The 15,827-nt window shown below is 63.9% G+C and carries 12 protein-coding genes; 7 read left to right on the forward strand and 5 right to left on the reverse strand.

Annotated elements, in window-relative coordinates:
* Positions 1-52: 52 nt before the first annotated feature.
* Positions 53-928 (reverse strand): hypothetical protein, encoded by an 876-nt coding sequence (locus tag IPP90_10255; GenBank protein MBL0171098.1) that lies wholly within the window; start codon positions 926-928, stop codon positions 53-55.
* A gap of 288 nt (positions 929-1,216) precedes the next feature.
* On the opposite strand from IPP90_10255, the gene IPP90_10260 reads away from it, so the two are divergent.
* From IPP90_10260 to IPP90_10270, 3 genes are all read left to right on the forward strand, one after another.
* Positions 1,217-3,691, forward strand: a complete 2,475-nt coding sequence (locus IPP90_10260; GenBank protein MBL0171099.1) for an ABC transporter permease — start codon at positions 1,217-1,219, stop codon at positions 3,689-3,691.
* A 99-nt stretch (positions 3,692-3,790) separates the two neighbouring features.
* Entirely contained in the window at positions 3,791-6,913 is a 3,123-nt protein-coding gene (locus IPP90_10265) for a SusC/RagA family TonB-linked outer membrane protein (protein ID MBL0171100.1), read from the forward strand.
* A 12-nt stretch (positions 6,914-6,925) separates the two neighbouring features.
* A complete protein-coding gene (locus IPP90_10270; protein ID MBL0171101.1) occupies positions 6,926-8,314 on the forward strand; it encodes a hypothetical protein in 1,389 nt (462 codons plus the stop codon).
* A gap of 61 nt (positions 8,315-8,375) precedes the next feature.
* Here the strand turns inward: IPP90_10270 and IPP90_10275 are convergent, their stop codons facing one another.
* Positions 8,376-9,623, reverse strand: a complete 1,248-nt coding sequence (locus IPP90_10275; protein MBL0171102.1) for an aminotransferase class V-fold PLP-dependent enzyme — start codon at positions 9,621-9,623, stop codon at positions 8,376-8,378.
* A 2-nt stretch (positions 9,624-9,625) separates the two neighbouring features.
* Positions 9,626-10,330, reverse strand: coding sequence for a peroxiredoxin (locus tag IPP90_10280; protein MBL0171103.1), 705 nt, complete (start codon positions 10,328-10,330; stop codon positions 9,626-9,628).
* On the opposite strand from IPP90_10280, the gene IPP90_10285 reads away from it, so the two are divergent.
* Both IPP90_10285 and IPP90_10290 read left to right on the forward strand, forming a co-directional pair.
* Positions 10,218-11,801, forward strand: a complete 1,584-nt coding sequence (locus tag IPP90_10285; protein ID MBL0171104.1) for a serine hydrolase — start codon at positions 10,218-10,220, stop codon at positions 11,799-11,801. The two genes, IPP90_10280 and IPP90_10285, sit on opposite strands and share 113 nt — an antisense overlap.
* 10 nt (positions 11,802-11,811) lie before the next feature.
* Positions 11,812-12,390 (forward strand): rhomboid family intramembrane serine protease, encoded by a 579-nt coding sequence (locus IPP90_10290; protein ID MBL0171105.1) that lies wholly within the window; start codon positions 11,812-11,814, stop codon positions 12,388-12,390.
* 9 nt (positions 12,391-12,399) lie between these two features.
* Here IPP90_10290 and IPP90_10295 read toward each other — a convergent pair whose 3' ends face one another.
* Positions 12,400-12,861, reverse strand: coding sequence for a hypothetical protein (locus tag IPP90_10295; protein MBL0171106.1), 462 nt, complete (start codon positions 12,859-12,861; stop codon positions 12,400-12,402).
* 168 nt (positions 12,862-13,029) lie between these two features.
* Positions 13,030-13,452, reverse strand: coding sequence for an Lrp/AsnC family transcriptional regulator (locus IPP90_10300; protein MBL0171107.1), 423 nt, complete (start codon positions 13,450-13,452; stop codon positions 13,030-13,032).
* Positions 13,453-13,581: 129 nt separating this feature from the next.
* Between IPP90_10300 and rocF the strand changes: the two genes are divergently transcribed.
* Together rocF and rocD are read left to right on the forward strand one after the other, a co-directional pair.
* Complete coding sequence (gene rocF, locus IPP90_10305; protein ID MBL0171108.1) at positions 13,582-14,568, forward strand: arginase; 987 nt, start codon at positions 13,582-13,584, stop codon at positions 14,566-14,568.
* A gap of 57 nt (positions 14,569-14,625) precedes the next feature.
* Complete coding sequence (gene rocD, locus IPP90_10310) at positions 14,626-15,822, forward strand: ornithine--oxo-acid transaminase (protein MBL0171109.1); 1,197 nt, start codon at positions 14,626-14,628, stop codon at positions 15,820-15,822.
* Positions 15,823-15,827 lie beyond the last annotated feature (5 nt).

A 15,827-nucleotide genomic window follows, 5' to 3' on the forward strand; every position in this document is an offset into this window, starting at 1 on the left:
GCTTGGCGCCCGCCTAACTTGCACCCCTTGTCATGTCGGTCGCCAGTGGGGGCTAGTCTTCGTGCCCGTCGTGATTGCGATCGCGAAATGCCTTGAACGCGAAGCGGATGTTGTTCTGCACGGTGCTCCGCGTGCCGCCCGGCGTATTGGCCAGTGCCGGCGACAGCAGGCCTCCCGACGGACGGACGAACCACGTCCCGAGGTCAACGGACACGGTGACATCATCGCCGCCGGTCTTGATCACCACCGGCGCAGTGAGCGGGACCTCGATCTTCGCGTCGACGTCGCCAACGAATACGAAGGGCGTGCCATTGTAGGTGCCCTCAAGTCGCACGCTGATGCCGCGAAAGTCCGGAAACGCTTGCCGAAACGCCGCATCGGCGGAGTCGGAGCTGGTCACTTTGTGCAGCGTCAAACGCACGGAGGAATACGTCCCTTCGGGTACGGGCACGGCCACGCGGGCGCCGTCTGTGCCGTTCATGGGAACATCCACCAGGAATGGCCCGACGCGCACCGAAGGGCAGTCCGCATCGTCGCGGTCGTGCTGCGATCTGGCATCAACGCTGCGCACGCCGTTCTGCGCTGCGGCGCCGGCAAAGTCATCATCGTCGGTGCAGATGGCGGTTGCGCTCTTGAGCTTCACGTCACGCACGACAAACTGCGCTTTCGAAATCACGATCACGTCAGCGTCGCGCGTGATGCGTACGCCCAACGGGGTGTTGGTAACGACCGGCGCAGCGCCGACAATGGGTGACCCATCGGCGGTCACGACCGCTGCCGTGGCCGTCAGCCCCGCCGCAGAGGTGCGGGACACTTGAAATCCCAGGCCAACGGTTCCGTGATTGTTGGGGCCGGTGCCTTCGCTGCATGCCGCAAGAGTCCACATCGCGGCAGCGCCCAGCATGAGCGCGAAGTTGGAACGTTGCATGGTGACGGACTCCGTGAGTCGAGGAAAGAGGCGCGCGCGATTGCCTGATGCGCGGGTGGTGCAATGACACACCTGAAGCATGATTGGCGGGATGAGCACTGGAAGTGATCGGGGGCACCAAGCTCACAATTCCCCGGTCACGCCGGTGGCCACCTCTGTCAGCGCCCCGGGCCCTCGCAACGGAAACCCACATCGGGGACGTTGCAACTTGGCGCTGGGGGATTCGTACGGCTGTCCATCCGTGGCCGCCTCCCGCCGCAGCCCCACCCGCCCGCATCCCGCCGATCCATGACTGAGTCCTCGACCGCTCCGCTCCTTTCAGTGACAGCGCTCCGGCAGGATGTCCGGTTTGCCGGTCGGATGCTTGCCAAGAGTCCGCTCTTCACGACCATCGTGGTGCTCACGCTGGCCATCGGGATCGGGCTGAATACCGCGGTGTTCGCGGCCGTCGACGCGTTGATGTTGCGTCCGCTGCCGGGCGTACGAAACAGCAACGAACTGATGCAGCTGTATCGCACCGCGCCGGGCAACGCGCGATTCAATTCCAGCTCGATTCCGCATTTCTTCGATCTGCGCAACCGTACCAAAGGCGTGTTTTCCGGAGTCGCCGCGTGGTCCTTTCAGCCCGTGAACATCACCGCCGACGGTCCGCCGCGAACGGTGATGGCGGAGATGGTGTCGGCCAATTTCTTCAGCGTGCTGGGCGTGAATGCGTTGCGCGGCCGGTTTTTCACCCCCGATGAAGACGTGGGCGCCGGCGCCCATCCGGTGGCGGTGCTGAGTTACGGGGCGTGGAAGAGCCTCTTCGCGTCCGACCCCAACGTCGTGGGACGCACCATTCCGGTGAACAGCCAGTCGATGACCATCATCGGGGTGGCGCCGGAGGGTTTCAACGGCGCACTGCCGATTGTCCAACCCGAGTTGTGGGTGCCGATCATGCAGGTGGCGCAAATCAAACCCGGCAATGGCAGTGATCTGGAGAATCGGGGCAACAACTACAACACCGTGATTGCGCGACTCGCCCCGGGCATTTCGGTGGAGCAGGCGCGAGCCCGGCTCACGGCCGTGGACGCCGAATTGCTGAAGGAGTTCCCCAACGACTACGAGGGATCAGGCACCAACCTGGTGCGTCAAGACGACGCGGGCATCCATCCCATGTTTCGCGGCGCGCAATTTGGACTCTCAGCGGTCGTGATGGTGGTGGTCGCCATTCTGCTCATCATCGCCTGCGTCAATGTGGCCAACCTGTTCCTCGCGCGCGCCCGCGATCGCGCGCGCGAGATGGCCATCCGGCTGGCATTGGGCGCCCGTCGCGCGGCACTGGTCCGACAACTCCTGATTGAGAGTCTGCTCTTCTCGTTGGTGTCCGGCGTGGCGGGTCTGCTGGTGGCGGTGTGGGCCATCCGCATTGCCAACAGCGTGTCAGTTCCCATGAGCATCACCATGAAGCCGGACATCACCTTGAGTCCGATGGTGCTGGGATTTGCCTTCGGCGTGACCGTCCTCACCGGCATGCTGTTCGGCATTGCGCCAGCGCTGCAATCCACCAGTCCGGCACTCATACCCGCGCTCAAGGGCGAGGCGCCAGCGGGCGAGTCACGCTCCCGCACCAGCAAAGGCCTGGTCGTGGCACAGATGGCGCTGTCCATCGTGCTGCTGGTGTGTGCGGCGCTGTTCCTTGTGAACCTGCGTAGCGCCACCACGCTGGACAAAGGGTTTGACGGTGAAAACCTGCTCATCGCCGACGTCGATCCGGGTCTCCAGGGTTATGCCCGTCCACGCGCACGGGAGTTCTATCGCACCGTGCTGGAGCGGCTGCGCGCCAATCCCATGGTACGCGACGTCGCGATCATCAGCGATGTGCCGCTCGGCCCCAGCAACAGCGATCGCGGGGTGAGCATCCCGGGATACGTACCGGCCAAGAACGAAGGCATGTCCATCTCGTACACCAGCGCCAGTGCGGGCTACTTCAAGACCATGGGAATCGGGCTGCGCGCGGGAAGAGAATTTGTCGAACAGGACGACAGCACGGCCGCCCAGGTCATTGTGGTGAACCAACGCTTTGCGGATCGGTTTTGGCCCGGGCAATCGGCCATTGGCAAAACCGTGCGCACCGGTGAGCGCGACTACAGCATTGTCGGGGTGGTGCCCACCGGTAAATACCAGCGCCTTGGTGAAGATCCCACGGCGTACATGTACTTCGCGCAGAACCAGCGTTTTCAAACCACCATGTCGTTTGTGATTCGCACCAAGGGCGATCCCATGGCCCTCGCGCCGACGCTGCGACGCGAGATTGCCGCGCTCGATCCCAACTTGCCGGTCAGCAGCATTCGCACCATGGACAAGCATCTGGGCTGGGCGCTGATGCCGGCGCGCGTGGCGGGAACGGCCCTTGGGGTGTTCGGCCTGCTTGGTCTTTTGCTGGCATCCGTGGGCATGTACGGGGTGATGGCGTACTCGGTGGCGCAACGCACCCGCGAAATCGGGATTCGCATGGCCATCGGCGCCACGGCGTCGCACGTGATCACGCTCATCATGCGACAGGGACTGACCTTGGTGCTGGTGGGCACCGCGATCGGGCTGGCCGGTGCCATCGCCGCGTCGCGTCTGCTGGCCAGCGTGTTGTACGGAAGCGACGCAATCAATCCAGCCACGTTCGTAGCGGTGCCGCTGGTGCTCATCGCGGTCGCTGCAGTCGCGACATTTGTGCCAGCTCGTCGAGCGGCGTTGGTGGATCCGGCCATTACGTTGCGGGCCGAGTAGCGGCCTCGGGGGGATTGCCGGAGCGGCGACAATCTCGTATGCTGGCCACGCCGTGTGCAGACGGTCGCGGCCCCTCCCCCCTCCCGAGGAGATACGTTCATGTTCCATTCTTGGCGCCCGGTGTTGGCGCTGGTCGGTTTGCTGGCGGGTGCGCAGGTCGCGCCGCTGGCACGTGCCACAGCCCAGCAAGGTTCGGGCGGTACGCTCACGGTTCGCGTGGTGGATATCGCGAGCCAAAAGCCAGTCGAAGCGGCCCGCGTATTTTTGGTGGGGACCACCATTGGCGGCACCACCTCGCTGGATGGTCGCCTCACCCTGCGGCCGGTTCCAGCGGGTGAGTTCACCGCCCGAGTGCTGCGCGTGGGGTATGGCGAGCAGACCAAAAAGGTGACGATCGTTGCCGGGCAGACGGCCACGATCGAGATCGCCCTCGCCGTTGCGGCGGTCAACCTCACGCCGGTCGTCACGACCGCTACCGGCGAACAACGGCGCGTGGAGATTGGAAACGCCACGGCCAACATCGACGTCTCGAAGGTGCTCGAGACGGCACCCGTGGGGAATCTCAACGACCTGTTGAACTCCCGCGCGCCCGGCGTGACGGTCACCAGTGGCACACAAACCGGCACCGGTGCGCGCATTCGCATTCGCGGCATGAATTCAGTGAGTTTGTCCAACGAGCCGATCTGGATCATCGACGGCATTCGGATGACCAGCAACAACGCGAGTTTCTCCACCGCCACGGGCAATGGCGGCACCACCGGCGGCAACAATCCCAGCCGGGTTGGTGACCTGAACCCCGAAGAAATCGAGAACATCGAGATCGTGAAGGGTCCGTCGGCCGCCACGCTGTATGGCACCGATGCGGCCAACGGCGTCATCCTCGTGACCACCAAGAAAGGCCGTGCCGGCGGTGCGCGTTGGACAGTGTACACCGAAGGCGGCGCGCTGACGGATCGCAACTATTACCCGACGGCGTACAGCACCTGGGGCAAACGTCCCGGCGAAACGGTCTCCACGCGCGGTTTCTGCAATCTGCAGCGCGTCGGCACGGGTGAGTGCACGGCCGACTCCACCAGCGCACTGAACATCTTCGACGAAAAAGATCTCACGCCGGTGGCCACCGGCAATCGCCAGCAGTATGGCGTGCAAGTGTCCGGCGGCAGCGAAGTGGTGCGCTACTTTGTGTCGGCGGAAAACGAAACCGAAGTCGGCGTGCTGTCGCTGCCGCAGTTCGAACGCCAGCGATTCGACTCAGCGGGCATCCCGTTGCGCTCGTGGACATCGCGCCCCAACCAGATGGCGCGCAAGTCATTGCGCGTGAATCTGAACACCACCATCTCGCCGAAGTTGGATCTGGCGATGTCCACCAACTTCGTCGGATTGGGTCAGCGCTTTTCGCTGGAATCGAACGCGACGGCCGGACTGGGCTCGCAGGTGTTTGGCGGTCCCGGCACACGCAGCAACGGGGCGGTCAGTGGTCAGACCAGCTCGCTCAATGGCTATCGCGCCTGGACTCCCGGGTACACGTGGCAGGAGAAGACGGGGCAGGACGTCAACCGGTTCATCTGGTCGGCACAGGCCAATTGGCGTCCGTTCAGCTGGCTGGCCAACCGCGCCACCATCGGCAACGACTGGACCGGTCGTGACGACCAGAATCTGCTGTACCGCGGCGAAGGGCCACCGCTCACTGCCACCACGCGGCTGGGGTCGCGCGGTATCAACCGCGTGAACATTCGCAATACCACCGTCGACCTGGGTTCGTCGGCGCAGTACAACTATTTCGGACTGAGCCACAAGACCACCATCGGCGCGCAGTACGTGGACTTCCAATTGGCCAGCGCGGCTACGGGTTCTGCGCAGTTGGCTCCAGGGTCACAGAATGTGGGTTCCGGAACACAGCCCTCCGTCTCTGAAGGCACCACGTTGCAGAAGACGTTTGGCGTCTTCTACGAGCAGGCCTTGGCATGGAACGATCGTCTGTTCCTCACGGCCGCCGTGCGAAGCGACCAGAACTCCGCCTTCGGCACGAATTTCCAGAGCATCGTCTATCCCAAAGCGTCGGCCTCGTACCTCATCTCGCAGGAGCCGTGGTGGCGGGCGCCCTCGTTTGTGAACTCGCTGCGCCTGCGCTACGCCTACGGACAGTCCGGGGTGCAGCCGGGACCCAATGATGCGTTGCTCTTCTACGGCGCCAGCACCACGAGCATTGCCGCCACCGACCAGCCGACGGTCACGCAGGCGGCGCTCGGAAACCCGGATCTCAAGCCGGAGCGCTCCGCCGAACACGAAGTGGGCTTTGAAGCCGGACTCTTTTCGCAACGTCTCAATCTCGACGTCACCTACTACAGCAAGATCACGCAGGACGCGCTGATCAGCGCGGTGTTGCCACCGTCGTACGGCAGCGTGGCCTCGCAGCTGCGCAATCTCGGCGCGGTGAAGAACGCCGGACTCGAACTGGGCGTGACCGCGCAGCTCGTTGACCGCCGGGCGTTCGCGTGGGACGTGAACATTGCCACGTCGGCCAACGACAATAAAGTGGTGTCGTTGGGCAGCACCCCGCCGCAGATCGGAACCCCGAGCCGTACGGTGCCGGGGTATCCCGTGCAGGGCTACTGGGCGCAACCGATCACCGGATGGCAGGACAAGAACGGCGACGGCCTGTTGACGTATTTCGCGGACGCGTCAAAGAACGAAGTGTTCGTGGGCGATTCCGCCATCTTCCGCGGCTACGCCACGCCACGGTACCAGACCACCGTGTCCAACGGCTGGGACCTGTTCAATCGCAAGCTGCGCATCGTGTCCATGTGGGATTGGCGCAGTGGCGGACTCTGGTACAACAACACCGAGCGGATCCGGTGCACGCGCCCGAATTGCAGCGGTCGCATGAACACGAAAGCCGAGCTGGTCGATCAGGCCACGAACATCGCGGCCAACGAGCACCCGGCACGCACATTGGACGGATTCCTGCAGAGCGGCGCGTTTGTGCGTCTCCGCGAGGCGTCGCTGCAATACACGTTCGCGCCGGAGTTGGCATCGAGGCTGGCGCGCGCGCGGTCGATGTCGTTGGTGGTCACGGCGCGCAACCTCAAGCTGTGGACCAAGTATCGCGGCACCGACCCGGAGTCGGGCTTCAATACCACCAACGGCACGGACGCACCCAGCGAGTTCCAGACCGTCGGTCCGCCAAGCTACTTCATCGTCCGTCTCAACCTCGGCTTCTAGGACTTCCGACCCATGACCACAACCATTTTCACGGGCCGGCCCTCCACGCGGCGTTGTGTTGGCGCCGCGGTGGCCGTTGCCCTCTCGTTGACCGCCTGCAGTTCCGCCAAGGACAGCCTGTTGGCCGTGACTGACCCCGATATCATCAACGCCAGCGACGTCAACTCCGCGGAAGGGGCCATCGCGCTCGCCAACGGCGCGATTGGCACGTTTCGCACCACCACCGGGGGTGGAGAAAGCATCTGGTTGTTTGGTGGCCTGCTGGCCGACGAGTGGTCCACCAGCTCCACGTTCATCCAGAATGACGAGGCCGATCAGCGGCGGGTGCAGGAGTTCAACTCATCCGTCACGGGCATGCTGCGCAATTTGTATCGCACACGCACCCGCGCCAACGAAGCGATCACGGCGCTCAAGACCTTCAGCCCGAATTCCCGCGCCTTGTTGGCCGAGATGTATCTGGCGCGCGGATACTCGGAGATGCAACTGGCATTGGACTTCTGCAACGGTATCCCGATTGGTCTCACCAACGTCATTCCGCCGGACAACGGGACACCAAAGTCCAATCAGGAGGTGTTCACCCTGGCGGCGGTGTCACTCGACTCCGCGCTGGGTTTCGCCAACGGCAGCGATGCGCAGAGTGTGCTCATGAACCGTGCCGTGCGAGTGGTCCGCGCGCGTGTCGCGCTGGCGCTGGCCGACTACACCACGGCGGGATCGCTGGTGACCGGACTGCCAACAGCCTTCGCGTATCAGCACACGTTCTCGCTTACCACCAGCACGAATACCGTGTGGGGACAGGGATTGAGCTCACGACGCTACAGCGTGGGCGACAGTGTCGAAGGCAATCGACGTGACATTCCGGTCGCGAATGCCATTCCGTTTGCGTCGGCGCGCGATCCGCGATTGCCGGTGACCACGCCAACCACCGGCGCTATCAACGGGCAAGATGGACTGACGTATACGCGCACCACGACCACGTGGGGGCAACTCACGGCGCTCGATGTGGCCAACGGCGTGGATGCCCGCATGATCGAAGCCGAGGCGGCGCTCAAGGCCAACAATCCCACGCAGTGGTTGGCCATTCACAACGCGCTCCGGGCCGCACCGCCCAAACTCGGGGATATCCAACCGGCCGTCATGCCGGCGCTGACCGACCCGGGCACCGAGGTTGGGCGGGTTCTGCTCCACTTCCGTGAGAAGGCATTCTGGACGTTCAGCCGCGGTCAGCGTCTTGGCGACATGCGGCGGCTCATCCGTCAGTACGGGCGCACGGAAGCGAACACGTTTCCGCAGGGTGTGCACTACAAGGGCGGTACTTATGGCACCGATGTGAACTTCGCCGTCAGCACCGACGAACGAAACAATCCGAACTACAAGGGGTGCACGAATCGACTGCCGTAACGCAGTCGCGTGATTGTCGCGAGGCCCCGGACACGGTTGTGTTCGGGGCCTCGTCGCGTGCTCAGCCCAACTCCGCCTTGAGTGCCGTCACCAGTGTCTCCACGTCACGCTGGGTGTTGAACAGGTGCGTGGAGATGCGGTGGCCGTTGAGGAAATTGGCGGGCACCGCCTTCACTTCGATGTGGTATTTGTCGATCAGGCGCTGACGAAACGCGCCGCTGTCTACCGCCGGTGGCAGCTCGTAGGTGAGCAGCGGCGACGTGAGCGGTCCGGGTGCGGCGCTCACCACGCGAATCTTCGGCACCTGTTGCAGCGCGGCGTGCAGGCGATCGCGCAACGCCAGAATGTATGATTCGATGCGCGACTTGCCGATAGCCACGTGGTAGTCGAATGTCGCTCCCAACCCCAGCACACTGGGCAGGCTGCACACGCCGGAGGATGCGGAGTACGCGTTGCGTCCGCTTTCCAGCGCAATGGGGTCGATGGTCTTTCCCAGTGTGGCGCTGAGATACAGCAGGCCCGTGCCCTTGGGCGCCAGCAACCATTTGTGACCACTGGTCGCGTAGACATCACAGCCCAGCGCCTTCACGTTCACGTCGATACCGCCTACGGCCTGCGCACCATCCACCACCGTCATGCAGCCCCGCGCGTGCGCCAACGCCGACAGTTCCGCCACCGGCATGCGGAAGCCGGTGGACGTGAGCAGGTGCGAAAACGACAGCACGCGGGTTCTCGGTGTGATGTGCTGCGCGAAGCGATCGACGATGGCTGGCGCGTTGTTTTCACCCGGAGGGATGGACACCACGTCGAGGACCACGCCGTATCGGCGCGCCACATAGTCCCAGCAGACGCGACCGCCGGGATGCTCCTGATCGGTGGTGAGCACGCGGTCGCCGGCCGCGAACGTGAGCCCCTGTGCCACCCAATTCATGCCCTCGGTGGTGCAGTTGGTCAGCACCAGCTCGTCGGTGGTGCAACCAATGAACGCCGCCGCCTTGGCGCGTACGCCCTCCATGGCCTGCTCGTGGGCTCCGTATCCGAAGGCGGCCGGATCGGTCTCGAGTTCGCGCCACGCCGCGATCACTTTCTCGATGACCGGACGCGGTGTGGGGCCCAGCGAACCGGTTTGCAGGTAGGTGATCCCCGGCGCGAACGAAAAGTCGCCGCCGGCGGCCAGGCCCAGCGCGGGCTGCGGAGCGCGATCGGCAGGAGAGCTGAGCGCGCGCAGCGCGCGCGGTGTCAGTCCGCCCAGCGACACCGCGCCCAGCGATGCGAGAAACGCCCGCCGAGACGCGGTGTCGTCAGTCACGGCTACTGGGGTTGTGCGACCGTGCGCAGATACGGCTTGATGGTCTTGAAACCCTGCGGATACTTCTTCGCGGCCTCTTCATTGGAGACGGCGTTGGAAATGATGACGTCCTGCCCCTGCTGCCAATTGGCCGGTGTCGACACCGCATGCGTGGCCGTCAACTGCACAGAGTCCAGCAGGCGCAGCACTTCGGCAAAATTGCGCCCTGAGCTCATGGGGTACATCAGGATGGCCTTCACCTTCTTGTCCGGGCCGATAATGAATACCGACCGCACGGTTTCATTGTCCTTGGGCGTGCGCTGGCCCGGCACGGCCTCCTCGGGGAGCATGTCGTACAGTTTGGCGACGTGCAGGTCGGCGTCGCCGATCATCGGGAACGTGACCTTGTGGCCCTGGGTCTCTTCGATGTCCTTGGCCCACCCGGCATGCTCGCTCACCGGGTCGGCGCTCAGGCCGATCACCTTGGTGTGGCGCTTGTCGAACTCGGGCTTGAGGCCGGCCATCGAACCCAGCTCGGTGGTGCACACCGGCGTGTAGTTCTTCGGGTGTGAGAAGAGGATGGCAAAATGGTCGCCAATCCACTCGTGAAAGTGGATGGGGCCTTCGGTGGTGTCGGCGGTGAAGTCGGGGGCTGCACTGGCCGCGCTCGGATGCGTCGGCCGCGCATTGCCGGCGCAGGTCCTTCCCGAGCGCGTAGTTGACTCGATTGTCACTCGCGCGCTGAAGGCGTTTCCCACGCCCGGCGTTGCGGTCGTGGTTGTTCAGGACGGCAAGGTGGTGGTGGCCAAGGGCTACGGCGTCAAGACGCTGGGGGACACGGCGCGCGTGACGCCCACCACCCGGTTCGGTATCGCGTCAAATACCAAAGTGTTTACGGCCACAGCCCTCGGTCTCCTGGTGGAGGAGGGGAAGCTCGAGTGGGATGCACCCGTCATTCGGTATCTGCCGCAGTTCGCGATGTACGATCCCTTCGTGACGCGCGAGCTCACGGTGCGCGACTTGCTGGTGCATCGCAGTGGCCTGGGGCTGGGCGCCGGCGACCTGCTGTGGTGGCCAGCATCCACCTACAGCCGCAAGGACATCATGTATCGGCTGCGCTTCATCAAGCCGGCCACGTCATTTCGTTCGGCGTACGCCTACGACAACGTGCTGTACCTGGTGGCGGGCGAGATTATCGAATCGGTGAGCGGAATGTCGTGGGAGCGCTTTGTTGAAGAGCGCATTCTCAGGAAGGTCGGCATGACCCATACCACGTCGCGGCACGGTGACGCGGCCGCTCCGGGTGATGTGGCGACCACGCATGCACCGGTGAACGGCGCGCTGCGGGTGATCGCGCCGATGACCAGCGACAACACCAATCCGGCCGGTGGCATCAACAGCGGTGCCATCGACATGGCGAAATGGGTGCTCACGCAGTTGGACTCGGGGAAAGTAGCCGATGGCACGCGACTGTTTCGTGCGTCGACCGCACGCCAACTGTGGGCCCCGGTCACCCCAACGCCCATCGGGACACCGCCACCGGAGCTGGCCCCGCTGCAGCGCGACTTCGGGTTCTATGCGCTCGGACTCAATGTGATCGACTTCCGCGGACGGAAGACATTGCATCATACCGGTGGGCTCCCTGGTTATCTGAGTTCAGTCGCCATGGTGCCGTCGGCGCGGGCGGCGGTGGTGGTCCTCACGAACGACGAATCCAGCACGTTTCTGGCGCTCACCTGGGCGTTGCTGGACCGTGCGCTCAACGCCCCGTCATTCGATTGGATTGGCGGGTACGCGGCGCTGACCGCGCGACAAGACCGCGCATTGGTTGATGCCGCCAAGGGCGCGCAGGCATCCCCCGACTCGGTCTCGCGTCCGTCGTTGGCCCTGGAGAAGTACGCGGGCACCTACGAAGACGCATGGTACGGCGACGTTACGGTGACGCACGAGCAGGGCACGCTGGTGATGCGCTTTTCGCACACGCCGCAACTGGTGGGGGACATGGTGCCGTGGCAACACGACACGTTTCTCGTGCGCTGGCGCGATCGGGAATTGCGGGCCGACGCCTACGCGACGTTTGCGCTGCTGCCAGATGGACGCATTGATCAGGTGAAGCTGCTCCCCGCGTCGCCCGATGTGGACTTCTCATTCGATTTCGCCGATCTGTTGCTCCAACCCAAACGAGCGGCGAGGCCGTAGCACCATGGCCATGTCGGTGGCGAAACGGTCCGCAGGCAGCCTCATGAAAACCATGCAGCTGCAGGCCACCGTTCTGGGCAGCTCACTCGGCGCGGCGTGGCTCACCCTGGCTCTCAATGTGCTCAGCGGTGGCGCACTGTTGCCGTACGGCATTGTCCCACGCTCAGTCACGGGGCTGCGCGGCATTCTGTTCGCCCCGTTCCTGCACGCGAATCTGGCGCATCTGACGGCCAACACCGGGTCGTTCGTGGTGCTGGGTTGGTTGGTGATGCTACGCGACAAGCGACACTTCGGACGCGTGACGCTGGCGGCTGCACTGACCTCGGGAATCACGTCATGGCTGCTGGGAGCGCCGGGATCGGTACACATCGGCGCCAGCGGCGTGATTTTCGGCTACCTGGGTTTTCTGATGGTGAGCGGGTGGTACGCGCGCACATTCGCCAGCATAGGGCTCAGCATTGGCGTGACCGCTGTGTGGGGGAGCCTGGTGTTTGGTGTGTTGCCCAACATGCCGGGGGTGAGCTGGCAGGGACATCTGGGCGGATTCATTGGCGGGGTGTTGGCGGCGCGGGCGTTTCGAAGAGCGTAGGCAGCGGCATCAGCCGTGGTCCGGAAGTCGCTCGATGAAATCGGCATCGGCGAGATCCTGCGGTCGACCAGTCGCGCGCTTGTTTCTAAGCAATGAGGCGCGATCGATGAACCAGACCGGTACACCGTCAATCGTCCCGCCGACTTTTGTCGACCAGGCATCATCAAACGACACGGCATACAACCGCGTCAAGAGGTCAACGCGATTCGGCGCGCGTCCCAGTTGGATCATCCGATCGTCGGCAGCGAAATCCGCAGCCGACAGCCCATCCGACGCGAAACCGAATTCGCGCAATGCCCGTACAATGCGCGACCCATTCTCCTCAGTGGGTCGGACATAGCAGTCCAGATCCTCAGTGAATCGCGGATGTCCGTGAAACGCTACGGCGTGACCGCCGACGACGATGTACTCAACGTGGTTCGAGCTGAACAACGCGAGCAACTCGCGCAAATCCTTGTGTAGTCTCTCCACGGGCCTCCCTGTACCACGCGATGAGATCCAGCGCCCGATCAAGGCGCTGTTGCGGTGTCATCGCCGACAATTCTTCCCGGTCGGCCTGCGCCGCGTCATCGTGCGACTTGAAGATTCGGATCACACGTTCCATGGATGGAAACTATTGTCTGGCGGGCCCCGTCGCACTTACACCTTGTGCGTGGACAACAGCAAACTCGTCTCCGAGTTCGACACGCCCTTGATGGTGCGAATGCCGCGCAGTGCCTCGTCAAACGTCTCAAGACTGTCGGTCGCCACCTCGGCCACGATGTCCCATCGGCCATTGGTGGTGTGCAACGCCCGCACCTCGGGATAGCCGCGCAACGCCTTGAGAATGGCGTCGGAGCGATCGCCCTCCACGCTGATCATCATCACGGCCCGCACGCGATGCGCGGCCACCTCGGGCGTGGTGCGAACCGTGAACCCCAACAGCACCCGCTGCTCGATGAGGCGATCGATGCGGTTCTGCACGGTGCCGCGGGATACACCCAACTGCTTGGCCAGCTGCGCGACTGATACCCGGGCGTTCTCGCGGAGCAAAGAAATGAGTCGGAGGTCCTGACTATCCATGGTTGAGTTCGCTAGATAACGAGGAATAGAGCATAATGTCAATAGCTAGTGCCAAAACGCCAAAAAGACAAGCAAATATGTGCATATATCTAGCTTGTTGCTAACACTGGCCGGCGACAGCTTCCAGTCATGTCACCAACACTGCTCGATTCACCCGTCTATTCACTGCGCCCGGGTTCCTTTCCCGTTCGCCGGACGCCGGCCCCGACACCCTCTGGCACCGTCCAGCTGATTGGCGTGCCCATGGACCTCGGCGCCAGTCGCCGCGGTGTGGATATGGGCCCGTCAGCGATGCGGCTGGCCAATCTCAGCGAGTTGCTGCAGCGATTGGGATTGGTGGTGGACGACATCGGCAACGTGACCGTGCCCGACCGCGCGTCGATTGCCACCACCCTCGCCGCGCGGCTGGCCGCCATCACCGATGTCTGCGAGGAAGTCGCGCACTTGACCGCGACGGCCGTCCGCGACGGCGTACGTCCGCTGGTCATCGGTGGCGATCACTCGCTGGCGGCAGGTTCGGTGGCCGGAACAGCCACCGCGCTGGCTGAACGTGGCGAACGCGTGGGGCTGATCTGGCTGGACGCGCACGGCGATCTCAACACACCAAATACCAGTTTGAGCGGCAACGTGCATGGTATGCCGGTCGCTCACCTGCTGGGTCTGGGCGATCACCGCTTGTCACACCTGGCCAGCACGTTTCCGGCGGTGCGACCGGAGCATCTCGTGTATGTGGGGCTGCGCGATCTCGACGACGCCGAGAAGGCGCTCATCGCTGAGTTGGGATTGCAGGCGTTCACCATGCGCGACATTGACGAGCGTGGACTCCGCTCGGTGATGGATGAAGCGGTGGCGATTGCCACACACGGCACCGGTGGCGTGCACCTCTCGTGCGATGCCGACTGGATTGATCCCCGCGAAGCCCCGGGCGTTGGCACGCCGGTGCGCGGTGGCGCCACGCTGCGGGAAGCACATCTCGCCATGGAGATTATTCACGATTCCGGTGCGTTGTTGGCCATGGACCTGGTGGAGATCAACCCGATTCTGGATCGCCAGAATCACACCGCGGAACTGGCCGCTGAACTGATCGCGAGCGCCTTCGGGCGCCGCATTCTCTGAACCGCGATTCCGGAGCCCATGACGATGTCCGACCTCTTGAGCGGTTCCGCCGCACTGATGAGCGCGACCGACGAGTGCATCGCCCGCGAAGACGCGTGGGGTGCCCACAATTACCATCCGCTCGACCTGGTCATTGAAAGCGCACTAGGCGCCTGGGTGACCGACGTGGAAGGGAAGCGCTATCTCGATTGCCTGAGTGCGTACTCGGCGGTGAACCAGGGCCACTGTCATCCGCGCATTCTTGCCACACTCGTCGAACAGGCGTCACGGGTGACGCTGACGTCCCGGGCGTTTCGTAACGAGCAGCTTGGCGCGTTCTGCGAAGAGCTGGCGCAGCTGTGCGGCATGGAGATGGTGTTGCCGATGAACACCGGGGCCGAGGCGGTGGAGACGGCCATCAAGGCCGCACGCCGCTGGGGCTATCGCGAGAAAGGTATTCCCGATGGGCAGGCCACCATCATCGCGTTCGAGAACAATTTCCACGGACGCACCACCACCATCGTGGGCTTCTCGTCGGAGCCCGCGTATCGCGAGCACTTTGGACCGTTCGCGCCAGGCTTCGTGCTGGTGCCTTTCGGTGACATCGCGGCCGTGCGCGCGGCCATGACGTCGAACACGTGCGCCGTGCTCATCGAGCCGATTCAGTGTGAAGCGGGCGTGCTCATGCCGCCCGACGGTTTCATGCGCGAGCTGTCGGCGCTGTGCCGCGAGCAGAACGTGCTGCTCATTGCCGACGAAATTCAGACGGGACTTGGCCGCACAGGACGTTTGTTCGCCTGCGATCACGACGACGTGCAGCCGGACATGTATGTGCTGGGCAAGGCACTGTCGGGTGGATTCTATCCCGTGTCTGCGGTCGTGTCCCGGAAGGACGTACTCGGCGTATTCGGGCCCGGATCACACGGCAGCACATTCGGCGGCAACCCGCTGGGCTGCGCGGTGGCGCGCACCGCCCTGCAGGTCATGCAGGACGAGCAGCTGGTGGAGCGTTCCGCCGAGTTGGGCGCCTGGTTCCTCGCACAGGTGCGCACGATTGACCATCCCAGCATCAAGGCGGTGCGCGGCCGCGGGCTGATGGTGGCCATCGAGCTGAATGAAAAGGCCCGTCCGTTCTGCGAAGCGCTCAAGGAGCGCGGCATGCTGTGCAAGGAAACGCATGATTTCGTGCTGCGTTTGTCGCCGCCGCTGGTGGTGAGCAAGGACGACCTGGGCTGGGCGGTGGAGCAACTGCGGGCGGTGTTCGCGGCGCACTAGCTGCC

The organism is Gemmatimonadaceae bacterium, assembly GCA_016720905.1.
In the GTDB taxonomy this organism is placed as follows: domain Bacteria; phylum Gemmatimonadota; class Gemmatimonadetes; order Gemmatimonadales; family Gemmatimonadaceae; genus Gemmatimonas.